The 14,107-nt window shown below is 76.0% G+C and carries 9 protein-coding genes; 1 reads left to right on the top strand and 8 read right to left on the bottom strand.

What is annotated here, in order from left to right; all coding sequences use genetic code 11:
• The first annotated feature begins 96 nt into the window (after positions 1-96).
• Positions 97-858, top strand: coding sequence for a maleylpyruvate isomerase family mycothiol-dependent enzyme (locus tag ACH4OA_RS13490; RefSeq protein WP_397969056.1), 762 nt, complete (start codon positions 97-99; stop codon positions 856-858).
• Between the two features lie 159 nt (positions 859-1,017).
• Here the strand turns inward: ACH4OA_RS13490 and ACH4OA_RS13485 are convergent, their stop codons facing one another.
• From ACH4OA_RS13485 to ACH4OA_RS13450, 8 genes are read right to left on the bottom strand one after another with little or no spacing between them, the layout of a single operon-like run.
• A complete protein-coding gene (locus ACH4OA_RS13485; RefSeq protein WP_397969055.1) occupies positions 1,018-3,315 on the bottom strand; it encodes a lantibiotic dehydratase in 2,298 nt (765 codons plus the stop codon).
• 11 nt (positions 3,316-3,326) lie between these two features.
• A complete protein-coding gene (locus ACH4OA_RS13480; protein WP_397946382.1) occupies positions 3,327-3,584 on the bottom strand; it encodes an acyl carrier protein in 258 nt (85 codons plus the stop codon).
• Positions 3,581-4,564, bottom strand: coding sequence for a threonine/serine dehydratase (locus ACH4OA_RS13475; RefSeq protein ID WP_397969053.1), 984 nt, complete (start codon positions 4,562-4,564; stop codon positions 3,581-3,583). The genes ACH4OA_RS13480 and ACH4OA_RS13475 overlap by 4 nt, the downstream gene beginning before the upstream one ends.
• Complete coding sequence (locus ACH4OA_RS13470; RefSeq protein ID WP_397969052.1) at positions 4,561-6,087, bottom strand: amino acid adenylation domain-containing protein; 1,527 nt, start codon at positions 6,085-6,087, stop codon at positions 4,561-4,563. Before ACH4OA_RS13470 ends, ACH4OA_RS13475 begins: the two co-directional genes overlap by 4 nt.
• Positions 6,084-8,414 (bottom strand): lantibiotic dehydratase, encoded by a 2,331-nt coding sequence (locus ACH4OA_RS13465; protein ID WP_397969050.1) that lies wholly within the window; start codon positions 8,412-8,414, stop codon positions 6,084-6,086. Before ACH4OA_RS13465 ends, ACH4OA_RS13470 begins: the two co-directional genes overlap by 4 nt.
• A gap of 52 nt (positions 8,415-8,466) precedes the next feature.
• Entirely contained in the window at positions 8,467-9,414 is a 948-nt protein-coding gene (locus ACH4OA_RS13460; protein ID WP_397935738.1) for an ornithine carbamoyltransferase, read from the bottom strand.
• Between the two features lie 30 nt (positions 9,415-9,444).
• Positions 9,445-10,713, bottom strand: coding sequence for an aspartate aminotransferase family protein (locus ACH4OA_RS13455; RefSeq protein ID WP_397969048.1), 1,269 nt, complete (start codon positions 10,711-10,713; stop codon positions 9,445-9,447).
• A gap of 31 nt (positions 10,714-10,744) precedes the next feature.
• Positions 10,745-13,930, bottom strand: a complete 3,186-nt coding sequence (locus ACH4OA_RS13450) for an amino acid adenylation domain-containing protein (RefSeq protein ID WP_397969047.1) — start codon at positions 13,928-13,930, stop codon at positions 10,745-10,747.
• Between the last annotated feature and the right edge of the window lie 177 nt (positions 13,931-14,107).

The raw sequence follows: 14,107 nt of genomic DNA, 5'->3' as shown, positions 1-14,107 counted from the left end.
CGCCCTTCCGGCTGTGCATCAGGTGATCCAACTTCCGCAGCCGACGGCTTGGTTAATCGGGTGCGGTCGGCCGAGCCGGGGTGATAGGCAGGCGAGGTGACAGAGAGTCTGGCGTTTCCCGCCCTGCTGCAACTGATCGACGAGCGGTCGGCCGCGTTCCGCAGTGCGGTCGCCGCCGCGCCCGGCCCGGACGCGCCGGTGCCCTCCTGCCCCGGGTGGACGGTGTCCGATCTGGTGCGGCACCTGGGCACGGGCCAACGCTGGTGGGCCGCGATCGTCGCCGCGGGCCCGGCCGAGGCTCCGCCGGCCAGGGACGCCGCGGAGGTGCCGCGCGAGCCCGAGGCGCTGCTGGCCTGGTACGCCGAGTCCGACGAGCTGCTGCTGAGTGCGCTGCGCGAGGCGGGTCCGGAGCGCGCGTGCTGGACGTGGTGGAGCGCCGGCGTGTCGCCGGCGAACGCCTGGGGCGTGGCCCGGCGCCGGGTGCACGAGGTGCTCGTGCACACCTACGACGCCCAGCTCGCCGCAGGCGCCGTGCGGCCGATGCCGGCGGACCTCGCGCTCGACGGCGTGGCCGAGTTCCTCGACACCTGCAACTCCACCCCGGCGCCCTGGCCGCACGAGCCCGCCACCCTCCACTACCACGCCACCGAGGGCCGCTCCTGGCTCCTCGCGCTGGACGGCACCGGCGCCTGGCCCGCACCCCTCACGGACGACGCCCCGCCCGCCACCGCTTCGGCCACGGGCACGGCCGAGCAACTGCTCCTCTTCGTCTGGGGCCGCCTCACACTGAGCGACCTGAAGATCGAGGGCGACCCGCAGGTGTTCGAGGAGCTGATCGCCTGGGAGCCCGAGGAGTAGCCCGTCGCCACCGCCGGCGGACGGCCTGGACGACGTCCGCGTCGGTGAACATCGCGAACAGCGCCGCACGCGGCCGGGCCGGGCTCCCGAGGGAGCCCGGCCCGGTGCGCCGGCGCGGGGTGGCCCTGGCCCGCGAGCGCGGGTCCGGGCCGGGAGGGGTCAGTCGGTGACGGCGACGAGGCGGATCTCCGAGCTGTAGCGGTGGCCTTGGTCGTCGGTGAGCCAGGCTTGTTCGGGGGTGGGGAGCATTTCGGTGACGGTGAGGCGGGCGTCGGGGTCTTTGCGGGCGAGGCGGCGGGCGGCTTTGGCGAGGATGTTGACGTAGACGGGGCTGTCGAAGTCGACGAAGAAGGGGCGTGGTTCGGTGGGGGAGACGACGAAGACGAAGCGGGGCAGTTCGTGGGTGTCGCGCCAGTGCCGGGCCCGTACGAACCGGCGGGCCTCGCTCTTGTCGTCGGCGAAGTCCAGCGCGGACCCGGTGAACCGCCACGTCTCCCGGGCCACCGTCATCCGGTCGATCGTGATCCGGGGGGAGTGGTCGGCTTCCGGCAGCAGCCGGAACCGGTCCGTCACCAGCGTGGTCAGCACGTGCGCGAAGACCTCGACGGCCGGGAACACCGCCCCGTCGGGCAGCACCACGCAGAGCCGGCCGTCGCGGTGCTCCACCACCGCGTCGGCGCTCGGCACCGTCCGGTCGCGGTGCGGGTCGGCCGTGTTGTCGAGCAGGGCGACCTGGTAGTCCTGCGGCCGGACCAGCGCGTGCCGGATCCGGGCGGAGAGGCGGGACTTGTGCTCCTTCGGCAGCAGCGGCATGAGCCGTGGCGCCGGGTGGTCGTGGTCGGTCCGCTCGAAGAGCCGGCCGGGATCGGGGTGCTGGTTGACGAAGAGTTCGTTGCCGAGCGTGTTGGCGGCCAGGTGGAGTTCGCCGAGGACGAGGTGGAACTCGCCGCGCTCGACGTCGGCGGCGTCCGCCGCGGCGATCATCACGTCCGGGCTGACGTACCGGGCCGCGGTCCAGCCCGGTGCGGCGGCCGGCCCGAAGACCTCCGCCACCCGGCCGGCGATGTCCGCGCCGGCCACCGTGACCCGCCGCACCCCCTGCGACGCCGGGAGGATCCGCTGCCAGCGGCGCTCGAACTCCGCCTGGAGGCCGGCGGCGTCGGCGACCGCGGCCCCGTGCAGGACCGGCATGCAGGCGAACCAGAAGGCGGCGAGGTCCACCGGCCGGCCCGGCCCGGTGCCGGCGCGCAGCCGCTCGTAGACCTCGGTGACGCGCTCGGTCACGCGGGCGGCCAGGGCCGAGGTGAGCCAGGCGGTCCCGGACATCAGCAGGTCCAGCGGGGCGAGCGCGGCCAGCACGGGGCCGCCGAGCGTCACCCGGGCGGCACGCCGGCTGTCCGAGTACACCACGGCGCGGCCGGGCGCCGTGGTGGCGCTCTTCTCCCGTTTGGCGGCCGCGTCGGTCACCCGCTGGAACGTCTCCTCGACGAGGGTGAGGGCCGCGACCAGCCGCTCCGGGTCCTCGCCCGCCGCCCGGACGGCCTCGACCGCGCCGTGCAGTGCGTCCAGCCGGGCGAGGGCGGTGGCGCGCGGCCCCGGCTCGCCGATCCGCTCCAGACAGGCGCGCAGCCCGCGGTCGGGCCGGATGCCGGCGGGCACGTCGAGCCGCCAGGTGATCCAGCGCCGCCGGACCAGTTCGGCGAGCAGGGCCGGCACGTCCGTGTCCGGTCCGGCTTCCCGCTGGAGGTCCGGCACGGAACGGGTGCCGTCGCACAGGCGCAGCAGCCGCAGCGTCTGCGGCGGCACCGGCTGCGGGGGCCTGGCGGGCAGCCGTACGGCGTCCTCCTCCAGCCGCACGAACGGCACCCGGCGGGGCGCCGTCCAGGCGTGCGCCTCCGGGTCGGCGTCGATCTCCCGGGCCAGGGCGTCGACCGACCAGCTGGACCAGAAGACCTCCGAGGACGCGGTCAGCCCGGTGCCCGGCTCGACCGACACGCCGGGCCGGCCGGTGTCGAGGACGCCCCAGCCGACCGGTCCGAAGAAGCCGATGGTGTCGTTCTTGACGCAGAACCGCTGCCAGTAGTGCGCGACCAGCTCCTCGCGCTGGCGCTGCTTGAAGGTCCGGCCCCCGGTCGCCGGCGACCAGTTGAGGAACGGCCGGATCGCCGAGTCGAGCACCCCCCGGTTCTGCCAGGCGACCGCCGCCCGGAACCGTCCGGAGGCGGCGATCTCCTGCGCGCTCTGCGCCGCCCGCACGGCGGCCCCGGTGAACTCTGCCTCGAAGTCCTGCCAGGCCGCGCCGGACAGGGCGTCCCCGGGCCCGAACTTGTCCGCGGCCGCGGCCAGGCCCGCCGGAGCCAGCCGGAGCACCCCGTCCGCCGGGAACCCCGTGCCGCGCACCGCGACCTGGTCCCACAGCCGCCAGCGGCCGCTCAGAGAGACGGATCCCTCCTGCATCCCGGTGCCCCCTAAGCCGACGCGGCGGCGAGGGACAGGTCGTCGACGACGACCTGAGCCAGCTCGGCCGGGGACGGGTAGGTGAAGACCAGGGCGACGGCGATCTCGGCGTCGAGCAGTTCCTGGAGCCGGTCGACGATCTGGAAGGCGGCGAGCGAGTCGCCGCCCGCCTCGAAGAAGTCGCTCGTGGCGTCGAGGGTGTCGTCGCCGAGCGTCTCGCGGTAGTAGCCGGTGATCAGCCCGGTGAGTCCGGCGGTGTCGATGGTCATGACCTGTCCTTCGGTGAGTGGTGGGATGCGGGCGCACAAGGCGTACGGGGCGGCGCGGGCCGCGCGGCGGCCAGGGCCGCGGCGCCGTTGCCGCCGGAGACGACGACGGCGCTGCGGCCGGGAAGCCCCAGCCGGAGGGCGCCGGCCAGGGCGGCGGCGCCGCTCGGCTCGGCCGGGATGCCGGCCCGGTGCAGCAGGTCCATCGCGCGGAGCACGGCCCGGTCGCCGACCCCGATCAGTTCGTCGACCCGGTGCCGGACGATCGGCAGGATCACCTCGCCAGGCCGCTGGCCGCGCAGTCCGTCCGCCACCGAGTCGCAGGGCGGCAGTTCGACCGGGCGGCCGGCGGCGACCGAGCGGGCGTAACGCCGGGCCAGGTCGGGTTCCACGCCGACGATCCGGACCGTGCTGCGCAGGTGGGCGGCGGCGAGGCAGACGCCGGCCAGCAGGCCGCCGCCGCCCACCGGTACGAAGATCGCGTCGAGGTCGGGCGCGTCCCGGAGCACCTCCAGACCGACGGTGCCCTGCCCGGCCACCACGAGTTCGTGGTCGGAGGAGGGCACCAGCGCGGCCCCGGTGCGGGCGGCCAGGTCCTTGGCGTACCGGTCGCGTTCGGTGACCCCGCCGGGCACCCGGACGACCCGGCCGCCGAGCGCCCGGATGGCCCGTTCCTTGGCCTCGGCGGCGCCGGCCGCCATCACCACGGTGACCCGGACGCCGAGGGTGCGGCCGAGCGTGGCCACCGCGATGCCGTGGTTGCCGGACGAGCCGGCGACCACCTCCCCGGCGCCGAGCGCGAGCATCGCGTTGGCCGCGCCGCGCAGCTTGAACGACCCGCTGTGCTGGAGGTGTTCGGCCTTGACCAGCAGTCCGGGCAGCAGGTCGCGGCGCAGCAGCGGGGTGTGCCGGACGTGCGGGGCGATGCGGTCGGCGGCGGCCGGCACGGCGGCCGGTCCGACCCGGGTGCCGGTGGCCGTCATGACACCGGCTCCGGCGCGGCGGCGCGCAGTGCCCGCCGGTCGGCCTTGCCGCTGTGCGTGACGGGCAGCCGCGCCAGCCGGGTGAACCGCCGGGGCATCATGTGCGGCGGCAGGGTACGGGCCAGGTGGGCGCGCAGCTCGGCGTCGGTGGTGCCGTCCAGCGGGCCGGTGACATGGGCGCCGAGCCAGGTCCGGCCCCGGCCGTCGGTCCCGGCGGTCACCACGGCGCCGGTGACGTGGGGGTGGGCGAGCAGGGCGCCCTCGATCTCGGCCGGGTCCACCCGGTGGCCGCGGATCTTGATCTGGCGGTCGGCGCGGCCGAGGTACTCCAGGGTGCCGTCGGCGGTGCGCCGGGCGAGGTCGCCGGTCCGGTACAGCCGGGCGCCGGGCGGCCCGTACGGGTCGGGCGGGAACCGGTCGGCGGTCAGGGCGGGCTGTCCGCCGTAACCGCGGGCCACGCCCGCGCCGCCGATGTGCACCTCGCCGGCCGACCCGTCCGGGACCTCCCGCCCCCGCGGGTCCAGCAGGCGTACCACGGTGCCGTCGATGGCGGTCCCGACCAGGTCGGCGGAGGTGTCCGGGGCGGCCGGCACGTCGTACCGGGTGGAGGTCATGGTGCACTCGGTGGGCCCGTACTGGTTGACCAGCCGGCCGCCGAGCAGGTCGCGGCCGCCGGCCGCGAGGAAGGGGCGCAGCGACTCGCCGCTGGAGCAGACCAGGCGCAGGGCGCGCAGCCGTCCGGCCGCGCCGGGGGACTGGGCGAGGAAGCTCAGGAAGGAGGGCGTGGTGCTCAGGACGGTGTCGACGCCGTACGCGGCGACCGTGTCGGCGAACGCCTCGGCGCCCAGCAGGCGCGCGCGGTCGGCCAGGACGACGCAGCCGCCCGCGACCAGCGGGGCGAAGGTGTCCCGGATGGACGCGTCGTAGCCGGGCGGCGCGAGCTGGAGGGCGACGGTGCCGGGGCCGAGGGCGTTGTCGCGGACCATCGCGCGCAGGTACCTGTCCAGGCCGCCGTGCTCGATCAGGACGGGGTTGGGGGCGCCGGTGGAGCCCGAGGTGTGGCTGACGTAGGCGAGCGAGCGCGGATGGGGGACGGGGAAGGCGGCCGGCGGCGGGCCGGCGGCGGGCAGCCGGTCGAGCAGGACGGCGGGCGCGTCCACCAGCGGCCCCAGGCGCTCGGCGAGGTCGGCGCGGGTGAGCAGGCAGGCCGCGCCGCCGCCGGCGGCGAGCGCGGCGAGCCGCCGGTCGGGCAGGCCGGTGTCCAGGGCGAGGAACGCCCCGCCGGCCCGGACGACCGCGGCGATCGCCACCACGGCGTCGACGCCGGGAGGCAGCGCCACCGCGCAGACCCGCTCCGGGCCCACGCCGTGGGCGGCGAGCTGCGCGGCGAGCCGGTCGATCCGGGCGGCGAGTTCGCCGTAGCCGGTCGGGCCGTCGGCGGTCAGCAGGGCGGGGGAGTGCGGGGCGCGCTCGGCGTGCCCACGGATGTCGTCGACGAAGACTGTGCGTACGGGGTCGGTCATTCCGGCTCCCCGGGGGCGGTGCTCCGGTCGACGGCGACGAGGCGGAGTTCGGAGGTGTAGCGGTGGCCTTGGTCGTCGGTGAGCCAGGCTTGTTCGGGGGTGGGGAGCATTTCGGTGACGGTGAGGCGGGCGTCGGGGTCTTTGCGGGCGAGGCGGCGGGCGGCTTTGGCGAGGATGTTGACGTAGACGGGGCTGTCGAAGTCGACGAAGAAGGGGCGTGGTTCGGTGGGGGAGACGACGAAGACGAAGCGGGGCAGTTCGTGGGTGTCGCGCCAGTGCCGGGCCCGTACGAACCGGCGGGCCTCGCTCTTGTCGTCGGCGAAGTCCAGCGCGGACCCGGTGAACCGCCACGTCTCCCGGGCAACCACGGTGGAGTCGATGGTGATCCGGGGCGAGTGGTCGCCGTCCGCGCGCAGAGTGAAACGGTCCATCACGCGGTTGGTGAGCGCGTGGCAGAACACGTCGAGCAGGTCGAAGACCGAGCCGTCGGGCAGCACCGCCGACAGCCCGCCCTCGCGCTCCTCCACCCGTACGTCGGCGGAGCGGACGGTACGCGGGCGGTGCGGGTCGACGCTGTGGTCGGCGAGCGCGACGTAGTGGTCCTCCGGGCGGTCCAGGGACTGCCGGCTGCGCGCGGACCACTTCAGCGGAAGCTCCTTGGGCAGCATGGGGAGCAGCCGCGGGCCGGGGAAGTCACGGGTGGTCTCGTCGATCAGCTGCCCGCGGTCGGGGTGCTGGTGGACGAAGAGCGACTGGGCGAGGGTGTTCATCGCGACGTGCAGCTCGCCGATGACGAGCTGGAACTCGCCGCGCTCGACGCCGTCCAGGTCCTCGGCGACGATCATCAGATCGGGGCTGACGTACCGGCTGAGCGACCAGCCGGCCCCGCCCTCGGGAAACGCCTCGCGCACCCGGCCGGCGATGTCGGCACTGGAGAGCGACACCCGCCGGGCACCGGCCGGGGCGTCGATGATCCGCCCCCAGCGCTCGCGCAGCTCGGCCTGGACGCGCTCGGCGTCGGCGAAGGACTGCGGGTGCGGGGCGGGCAGGCAGGCGAACCAGAGCGAGCCGAGGTCGACCTGCCCGTGCCGCTCCCGCAGCGCGCGGTAGGCCTCGTGGATGCGGGCGCCGACGGCCTCCGCGTACCGGCGGGTCATCCAGCGGGCGGCGGTCAGGCACAGCTCCAGCGGCGCGAGCTGTTCCAGGACGGCGGCGCCCACGGTCGCCGTCGCTGACCGGCGGCAGTCGGCGTACACCAGGGCGCGGTTGGGCGCGGTCCGGGCCCCCTTCTCGCGGACCGCCGCCACCTCGGTGATCCCGGCGAAGTCGCTCTCCAGGGCGGCGAGCGCGGCGGTCAGCTCCTCGGGGTCGGTGCCGGCCCGCTCGACCCGGTCGCGGCCGGCTTCCAGCACCGCCAGCGCGGCCAGAGCGGGCTCCCGTACGGCCGGGTCGCCGATGCGCTCCAGCAGGGTGCGCAGCTCCCGCTCGGGGTAGGTGCCGGCGGGCACGTCCAGCTTCCAGCCGATCAGACGGCGGGACACCAGCCACTCCAGGGCCCCGGTCACCTCCTGGTCCGGCAGGTCCCGGCCCAGCTCCCGGGCGGCCGACGCGGCGATCTCGGCGGGCGTCCGGCGTCCGTCGCACAGCCGCAGCACGGTGAGCGCCGGCTCGGCGACCGGCTGCGGCGGGCGGCCGGGGAGGTGCACCGCGGCGTCGGCCACCCGGACGAACGGGACCTGGCGCGGCGGGGTCCACCAGCGCACCCGCGGGTCCCGGTCGATCGCCTTGGCGAGGGCGTCCATCGACCAGCTGGAGAAGTAGACCCGGGACTCGGCGACCAGACCGGTGCCCGGATGCACCTCGACACCGCGCCTGTCGGTGTCGAAGCTGCCCCAGCCGACCGGTCCGAAGAAGCCGATGGTGTCGTTCTTGACGCAGAACCGCTGCCAGTAGTGCGCGACCAGCTCCTCGCGCTGACGGGGCATGCTGCTGCGGCTCCCCGCGGCCGGCGTCCAGGCCAGGAACGGCTTGATGCCGGTGCTGAGCACCGCACGGTTCTGCCAGGCGACCGCGGCCCGGAACGGCGCCGAGGCGGCGATCTCCTGGAGTTCGCGCGCGGTCCGCACCGCGGCGGCGGAGAAGGCCTCCTCGAACGCCTCCCAGTCCGCCCCCGCCCCCACCTCCCCGGCGGCGAACTTGTCGGCGGCCGCGGCCAGGCCCTCGGGGGCCAGCCGGAGCACCCCCGCCGCGGGGAAGCCGGGCCCGCGGAGCGCGAACTGCGGCCACAGGCGCCACCCGTCGCCGGGCATGCGTATGGTGTCGGACATTGCTGTGCTACCTCCCTGGGAAACGTGCGCCGGGCCGGCGGCCGGCCGGTCGTCAGGCCAGCTCTGCCGGGATGCCGCCGAGGCACCACTCCAGAACGGCGCGGGCGCTGTGGTACTTGTTCTCGGCCTGGTCGAACGCGATGCTCGCCGGGCCGTCCAGCACCTCGCCGGTCACCTCGTCGCCGCGGTGCGCGGGCAGGTCGTGCATGAAGACGGCGCCGGGACAGGCCGCCAGTACGGCCGCGTCCACCCGGAACGGGGCGAACACGCGCCGCCAGCCGGGGTCGGCCTTGGCCGTGCCGGTCGTCTCCCAGCGCGTGGTGTAGACGACGTCGGCCTCCGGCAGGCCGGCCATGTCGTGCCGTTCCTCGACCAGCGCCCCGGACTCCTTGGCGTGGCGTCGGGCCCGGTCGAGGTAGTCCGGGTCGAGGCCGTAGCCGGCCGGGGTCCGCAGATGCAGCTCGGTGCCGGGAAACCGGCTGAGGGCCAGGGCGAGTGCCGAGGCGGTGTTGTTGCCCTCGCCGGCGTACAGCACCCGCAGCCCCTCGATCCGCCCGAACCGGCCGAGCATCGTGGTGAGGTCGGTGAGCGCCTGGGTGGGGTGCTCGGCGGCGCTCATCGCGTTGACCACGGCCATCCGCCGCTGGGCGGCGTAGGCACGCAGCTCCTCGGTGCTGCCGGTGGTGCGCGCCACCAGCACGTCGAGCATGCGGGAGAGCACCTCGCCGGTGTCCTCGGCGCTCTCCCCGGTGTTCTCCTGGAGGTCGTCGGGGCCGTAGGTGATCACCCGGCCGCCGAGCCGGAGCGCGCCGGCCGAGAACGCGGTCCGGGTGCGGGTGGACGTCTTGCGGAACAGCACACCGACCACGGCGTCGGCGAGCGGCCGGGCGCCGTCGCACTCACCGGCGGCGTACTGGGCGCCGCGGTGCACGAGCCAGCGCAGCTCCCGGTCGGTCAGGTCGTCGACGGAGATCAGGTGGTGGCGGTCGGGTCGGGCCATGGGGGACGTTCCTCCTCGGGTGGCAGTCCGTCAGTTCGCGCTCAGGGCGTCGCGCAGGATGCCGAGCCCCTCGTCGAGCAGGCCGGGCGTGATGCTCAGCGGGGGCATCACCTTCAGCACCTCGTCGTAGCGGCCGCAGCGCTCGACGATCAGGCCGTGTTCGAAGGCGTGGCGCTGGACGCGCTCGGCCCGGTCGGCGCCGCCGGCCCGGGAGGTGTCGATGCCGAGGACCATGCCCCGGCCGCGCAGCACCAGGCCGGGGTCCAGCGCCGCCGCCTCGGCCCGGAACCGGGTGAGGCGCTGCGTGCCCCGCTCCAGCCCGGTCAGGAAGTCGTCCCGCTGCCAGAGTTCGCACGCCGCGGTGGCCGCGACGAAGGCGAGCTGGTTGCCGCGGAACGTGCCGGTGTGCTCGCCGGGCTGCCACAGGTCCAGCTCGCGGCGGAACAGCGTCAGCGACAGCGGCAGCCCGTAGCCGCTGAGGGACTTGGAGACGGTGACGATGTCCGGCACGATCCCGGCGTCCTCGAAACCGAAGAACGTGCCGGTGCGGCCGCAGCCGGTCTGGATCTCGTCCAGCACGAGCAGCACCCCGTACCGTTCGGTGACCTCGCGCAGCCGGCGCAGCCACTCCCGGCTCGCCGGGTAGACACCGCCCTCCATCTGCACCGGTTCGACGACGACCGCCGCGGGCGGTTCGGTGCCGGAGGACGGGTCGGCCCACAGCCGCTCCAGCAGGCCGATCGAGTCGAACGGGCCGTGCGGTCCGTCCTCGAAGGGGACGAAGGTGGTGTCCCCGCCGGTGACGGCGCCGGCGCGGCGGGCGCGGCGGCTGCCGGTGATCTCCAGCGAACCGCGCGACATGCCGTGGTAGGCGCCGGTGAAGGCGGTCAGACCGGTGCGGCCGGTCGCCCGGCGGGCCAGCTTGAGGGCGGCCTCCACCGCGTCGGTCCCGGTCGGACCGGTGAACTGCACCTTGTAGTCCAGGCCGCGGGGCCGCAGCACGACCTCGGTGAACCGGGTGAGGAAGTCGCGCTTGGCGACGGTGTGCAGGTCGAGGCCGTGCATGAGGCCGTCCTCGGCGAGGTAGTCGAGGATGCGCCGCTTGACGGCGTCGTGGTTGTGCCCGTAGTTCAGGCTGCCGGCGCCGCAGAAGAAGTCGATGAAGGCCCGGCCGTCGTCGGTGTGCAGCAGCGCGCCCTTGGCGTGCTGGAACACCACGGGGAAGGTGCGGCAGTACATGCGCACCTCCGACTCGGTCTTCTCGAAGACGGAGGTGTCGCTGGTCGCGGTGAGGGTCATGGCGGTCCTTGGGCGAGAGGGCGGACGGGGGTCAGCGGCCGACGGCCGCGCGGCCGCCGCGCGGGCGGGCGGTCAGCCGTGGCAGGGGGCCGTCGGCGGCCAGCCGCGGGTAGCCGTCCAGGGCCGCGGCGAGGGCGGCGACGGTGGGGTGGTCGAACAGGGCCCGCACGGGTACGTCCACCCCGAGGGCGGCGCGCAGCCGCACGGACACCCGGGTGGCGAGCAGCGAATGCCCGCCGAGCAGGAAGAAGTCGTCGTGGGCGCCGACCCCTTCGGTTCCGAGGACCTCCTCCCAGACCGCGGCCACGGAGCGTTCCCGCGGGGTGCGCGGGGCGGCGGCCGGGCCGGCCGCCTGCGGCACCGGCACCGGCAGCGCGTGGCGGTCGACCTTTCCGCTGACCGCGGTCGGGAGGGCGTCCAGCAGGACGAAGGCGGCCGGGACCAGATGGTGGGGCAGCGAGTCGAGCAGCCCGGCGCGCAGGGTGTCGGCCGTGGGAGGGCGCGCGGCGTCCTCCGCGACCAGGTAGGCGGTGAGCTGCCGGCCGCCGCCGGCGTCCGGCGTCGGGTGCACCACGGCCGCGCGGACACCGTCCAGGGCGAGCAGCGCGGCCTCGATCTCGCCCGGTTCGATCCGGTGGCCGCGGATCTTCACCTGGTGGTCGCTGCGGCCGAGGATCTCCAGCGAGCCGTCCGGGCGGAACCGGCCGAGATCGCCGGTGGCGTAGAGCCGGCCGCCGGGCATGGTGGCGTGCGGGTCGGGGAGGAAGACGCCGGCGGTCTGCGCGGGCCGCCCCCGGTAGCCCCAGGCGAGGCCCTCGCCGCCGATGCAGACCTGCCCGGTGACGCCCTCGGCCACCGGCTCCAGCCGGTCGTCGAGCACCCGGACGGTGGTGTTGTCCAGCGCGGTCCACCGCCGCACCCGCCCGTCGGCGCCGTGCCGGGCCGCGCTGGTCCAGATCGTGGCCTCGGTCGGCCCGTAGAGGTCCTGCACCGCGGCGCCGCCGGCCGCGAGCGCCGCGGCCAGGTCGGTGTGCAGCTTCTCGCCGCCGGACAGCACGGTGAGGCCGGGGCCGGGGGTCCAGCCGGTGTCGACCAGCATCCGCAGCGTCGACGGGGTGGCCTGGAGGAGATCCGGGCGGGCCTCGCCGATCAGCCGGATCAGGCGCTCCGGGTCGCGGGCCTGCTCGGCGTCGGCCAGCACCAGCCGGGCGCCGGTCAGCAGCGGCAGGCACAGCTCCAGCATCGAGGGGTCGAAGGAGGCGGTGGTGACCCCGAGGACGGTGGTCCGCGGCCCCGGCCGCAGCCGGTCCGCCATCGCGTGCAGGAAGTTGGCCAGGGCCCGGTGCGGGATCTGCACGCCCTTCGGCGTCCCGGTCGAGCCGGAGGTGTGGAAGACGTACGCGAGGTCGTCCGGGCCGGTGGTGCGGCCGGGCCGGTGCGCCGGGCCGGACGGCGGGGCGCCGTCGAGCAGCAGGGTCCGCGCCTGAGTGCCGGCCACCCGGTCGGCCAGCACGCCGGTGGTGACGACCACGGCGGCCCTGGTGTCCTCGATCAGGTGGCCGATCCGCCGCGCCGGGTGCAGGGGATCGAGCGGCACGTAGGCGGCGTCCGCCTTGAGGACGCCGAGCAGGGCGACGAGCAGCCCGGTGCCGCGCTCCAGCAAGACGCCCACCCGGGTGCCGCGGCCGACGCCGAGGGCGCGCAGCCGGTACGCCAGCCCGTCGGCCCGCGCGTCGAGTGCCGCGTAGCTCAGCTCGCCGTCCCCGGAGCGGACGGCTACGGCGTCCGGGGTACGGCGCGCCTGCCGTTCGAACAGGTCGGTGACGGTCTCCTCGGGCACGGGGCGGGTGGGACCGAGGCCGAGTGCGAGCCGGCGGCGGCGCTCACCGCCGGGCAGCGGTTCGAGTTCGGCGGTGACGTGGACCAGCGGCTCGTCCGGGTCGGCGAGCAGGCCGCGCAGCAGCCGGACGTAGTCCCCGGTGAGGCGGGCGGCCGTTGCCGGCGTGAACAGCGCGGTGGCGTACTGCAGCCGCAGCCGCATGCTGCCGTCGGGGCGTCCCAGCAGGTCGAGCGCCAGGTCGAACGGTGTCCCGGCGACCGGGGTGGGCACCACCTCGACCGCCAGGCCGGGCAGGTCGGGCGGTGCGGCCTCGGCGTCCAGGGTGAGGAAGGAGACCTGGAAGAGGGGATTACGGCTGAGGTCCCGGGGCGGCGCCAGCTCGCCGACCACGCGCTCGAACGGCGTGTCGGCGTGCGTGAGGTCGGCCAGGGACGCGTCCCGGACCCGGTCCACCAGCTCGCCGAAGCTGGGCCGGCCGGACAGGTCGGCGCGCAGGACCACCGTGTTGACGAACGGGCCGATGAGATCCCGGGCGGCGGCCTGGCCGCGGCCGGCGACCGGGGTACCCACGGCGAAGTCGCTCTGTCCGCTGTAGCGGCCCAACTGGGCCTGGAACGCCGCGAGCAGCACCATGAACCGGGTGGCGCGGCGGGACCGGGCCAGCCGGTCGGCGCCTGCCACCAGATCGGCCGGGAGGTCGAACCGGACCACGTCGGCGGTGCCGTCGAACGCGGCGGGGCGGGGCCGGTCGGTCGGCAGGTCCAGCGGCGGCAGGCCCGCCAGCCGCGAGCGCCAGTGGTCGAGACTGCGGGCCAGCCGGGGCCCGGTCGCCCGCTCGCGCTGCCGGGCCGCGAGGTCGGCGTACTGGAGGGGAAGCGCCGGGAGCGCGTGCGGGACACCGGTGGTCCTGGCGCGGTAGGCCGCGGCCAGGTCGCGGGTGAGGATGTTCCAGGAGGAGAAGTCGAAGGCGATGTGGTGCACCACGACGACCAGCAGGTGGTCGTCGGGCGCGAGCCGCGCCAGGGTGGCCCGCAGCGGCGGCCCGGCCGCCAGGTCGACCGGCCGGCGCAGCGCCCGGTCGAGGACCGCAGCGACGCCGTCCGCTCCGGCGGGCGCCTCCACCCTGTCCAGCGGCACCTCGGCCCGCGGCATCACGTGGGCCAGCGGCTCGCCGTCGCCGGCCGAGTACCGGGTGCGCAGCACCTCGTGCCGGTCGGTCACGTCGGCCAGGGCGGCGGCCAGGGCCTCCGTGTCGAGGGAGCCGCGCAGGCGCAGCGCCAGCGGCAGCAGATGGTCCGCCGTGCCGGGCCGCAGTTGGTCGAGGAACCACAGCCGTTGCTGCGAGAAGGACGTCGTCCGGCCGTCACCGCGGTCCACCGGCTCACCTCCAGGAAGTCGGGTAGGTCGTCGCGGGGGCCCCGGGGCCCCGGCCCCGCCCGGGCGGGGCCGGCGGGGGCGGGGGGGGGCCCGCGGACGCGCGGCGCGGCGGCGCGGGGCGGCGGGCACCGCCGGGCGGCCCGGTCCCGCGCGGCCGCCGCGGCCCGGACGGACCGA

It is taken from the genome of Streptomyces sp. NPDC017095 (assembly GCF_044332325.1).
Lineage (GTDB): Bacteria > Actinomycetota > Actinomycetes > Streptomycetales > Streptomycetaceae > Streptomyces.
Note: the sequence above shows the minus strand (reverse complement) of the source record. Positions and strands in the feature narration are given on the sequence as shown.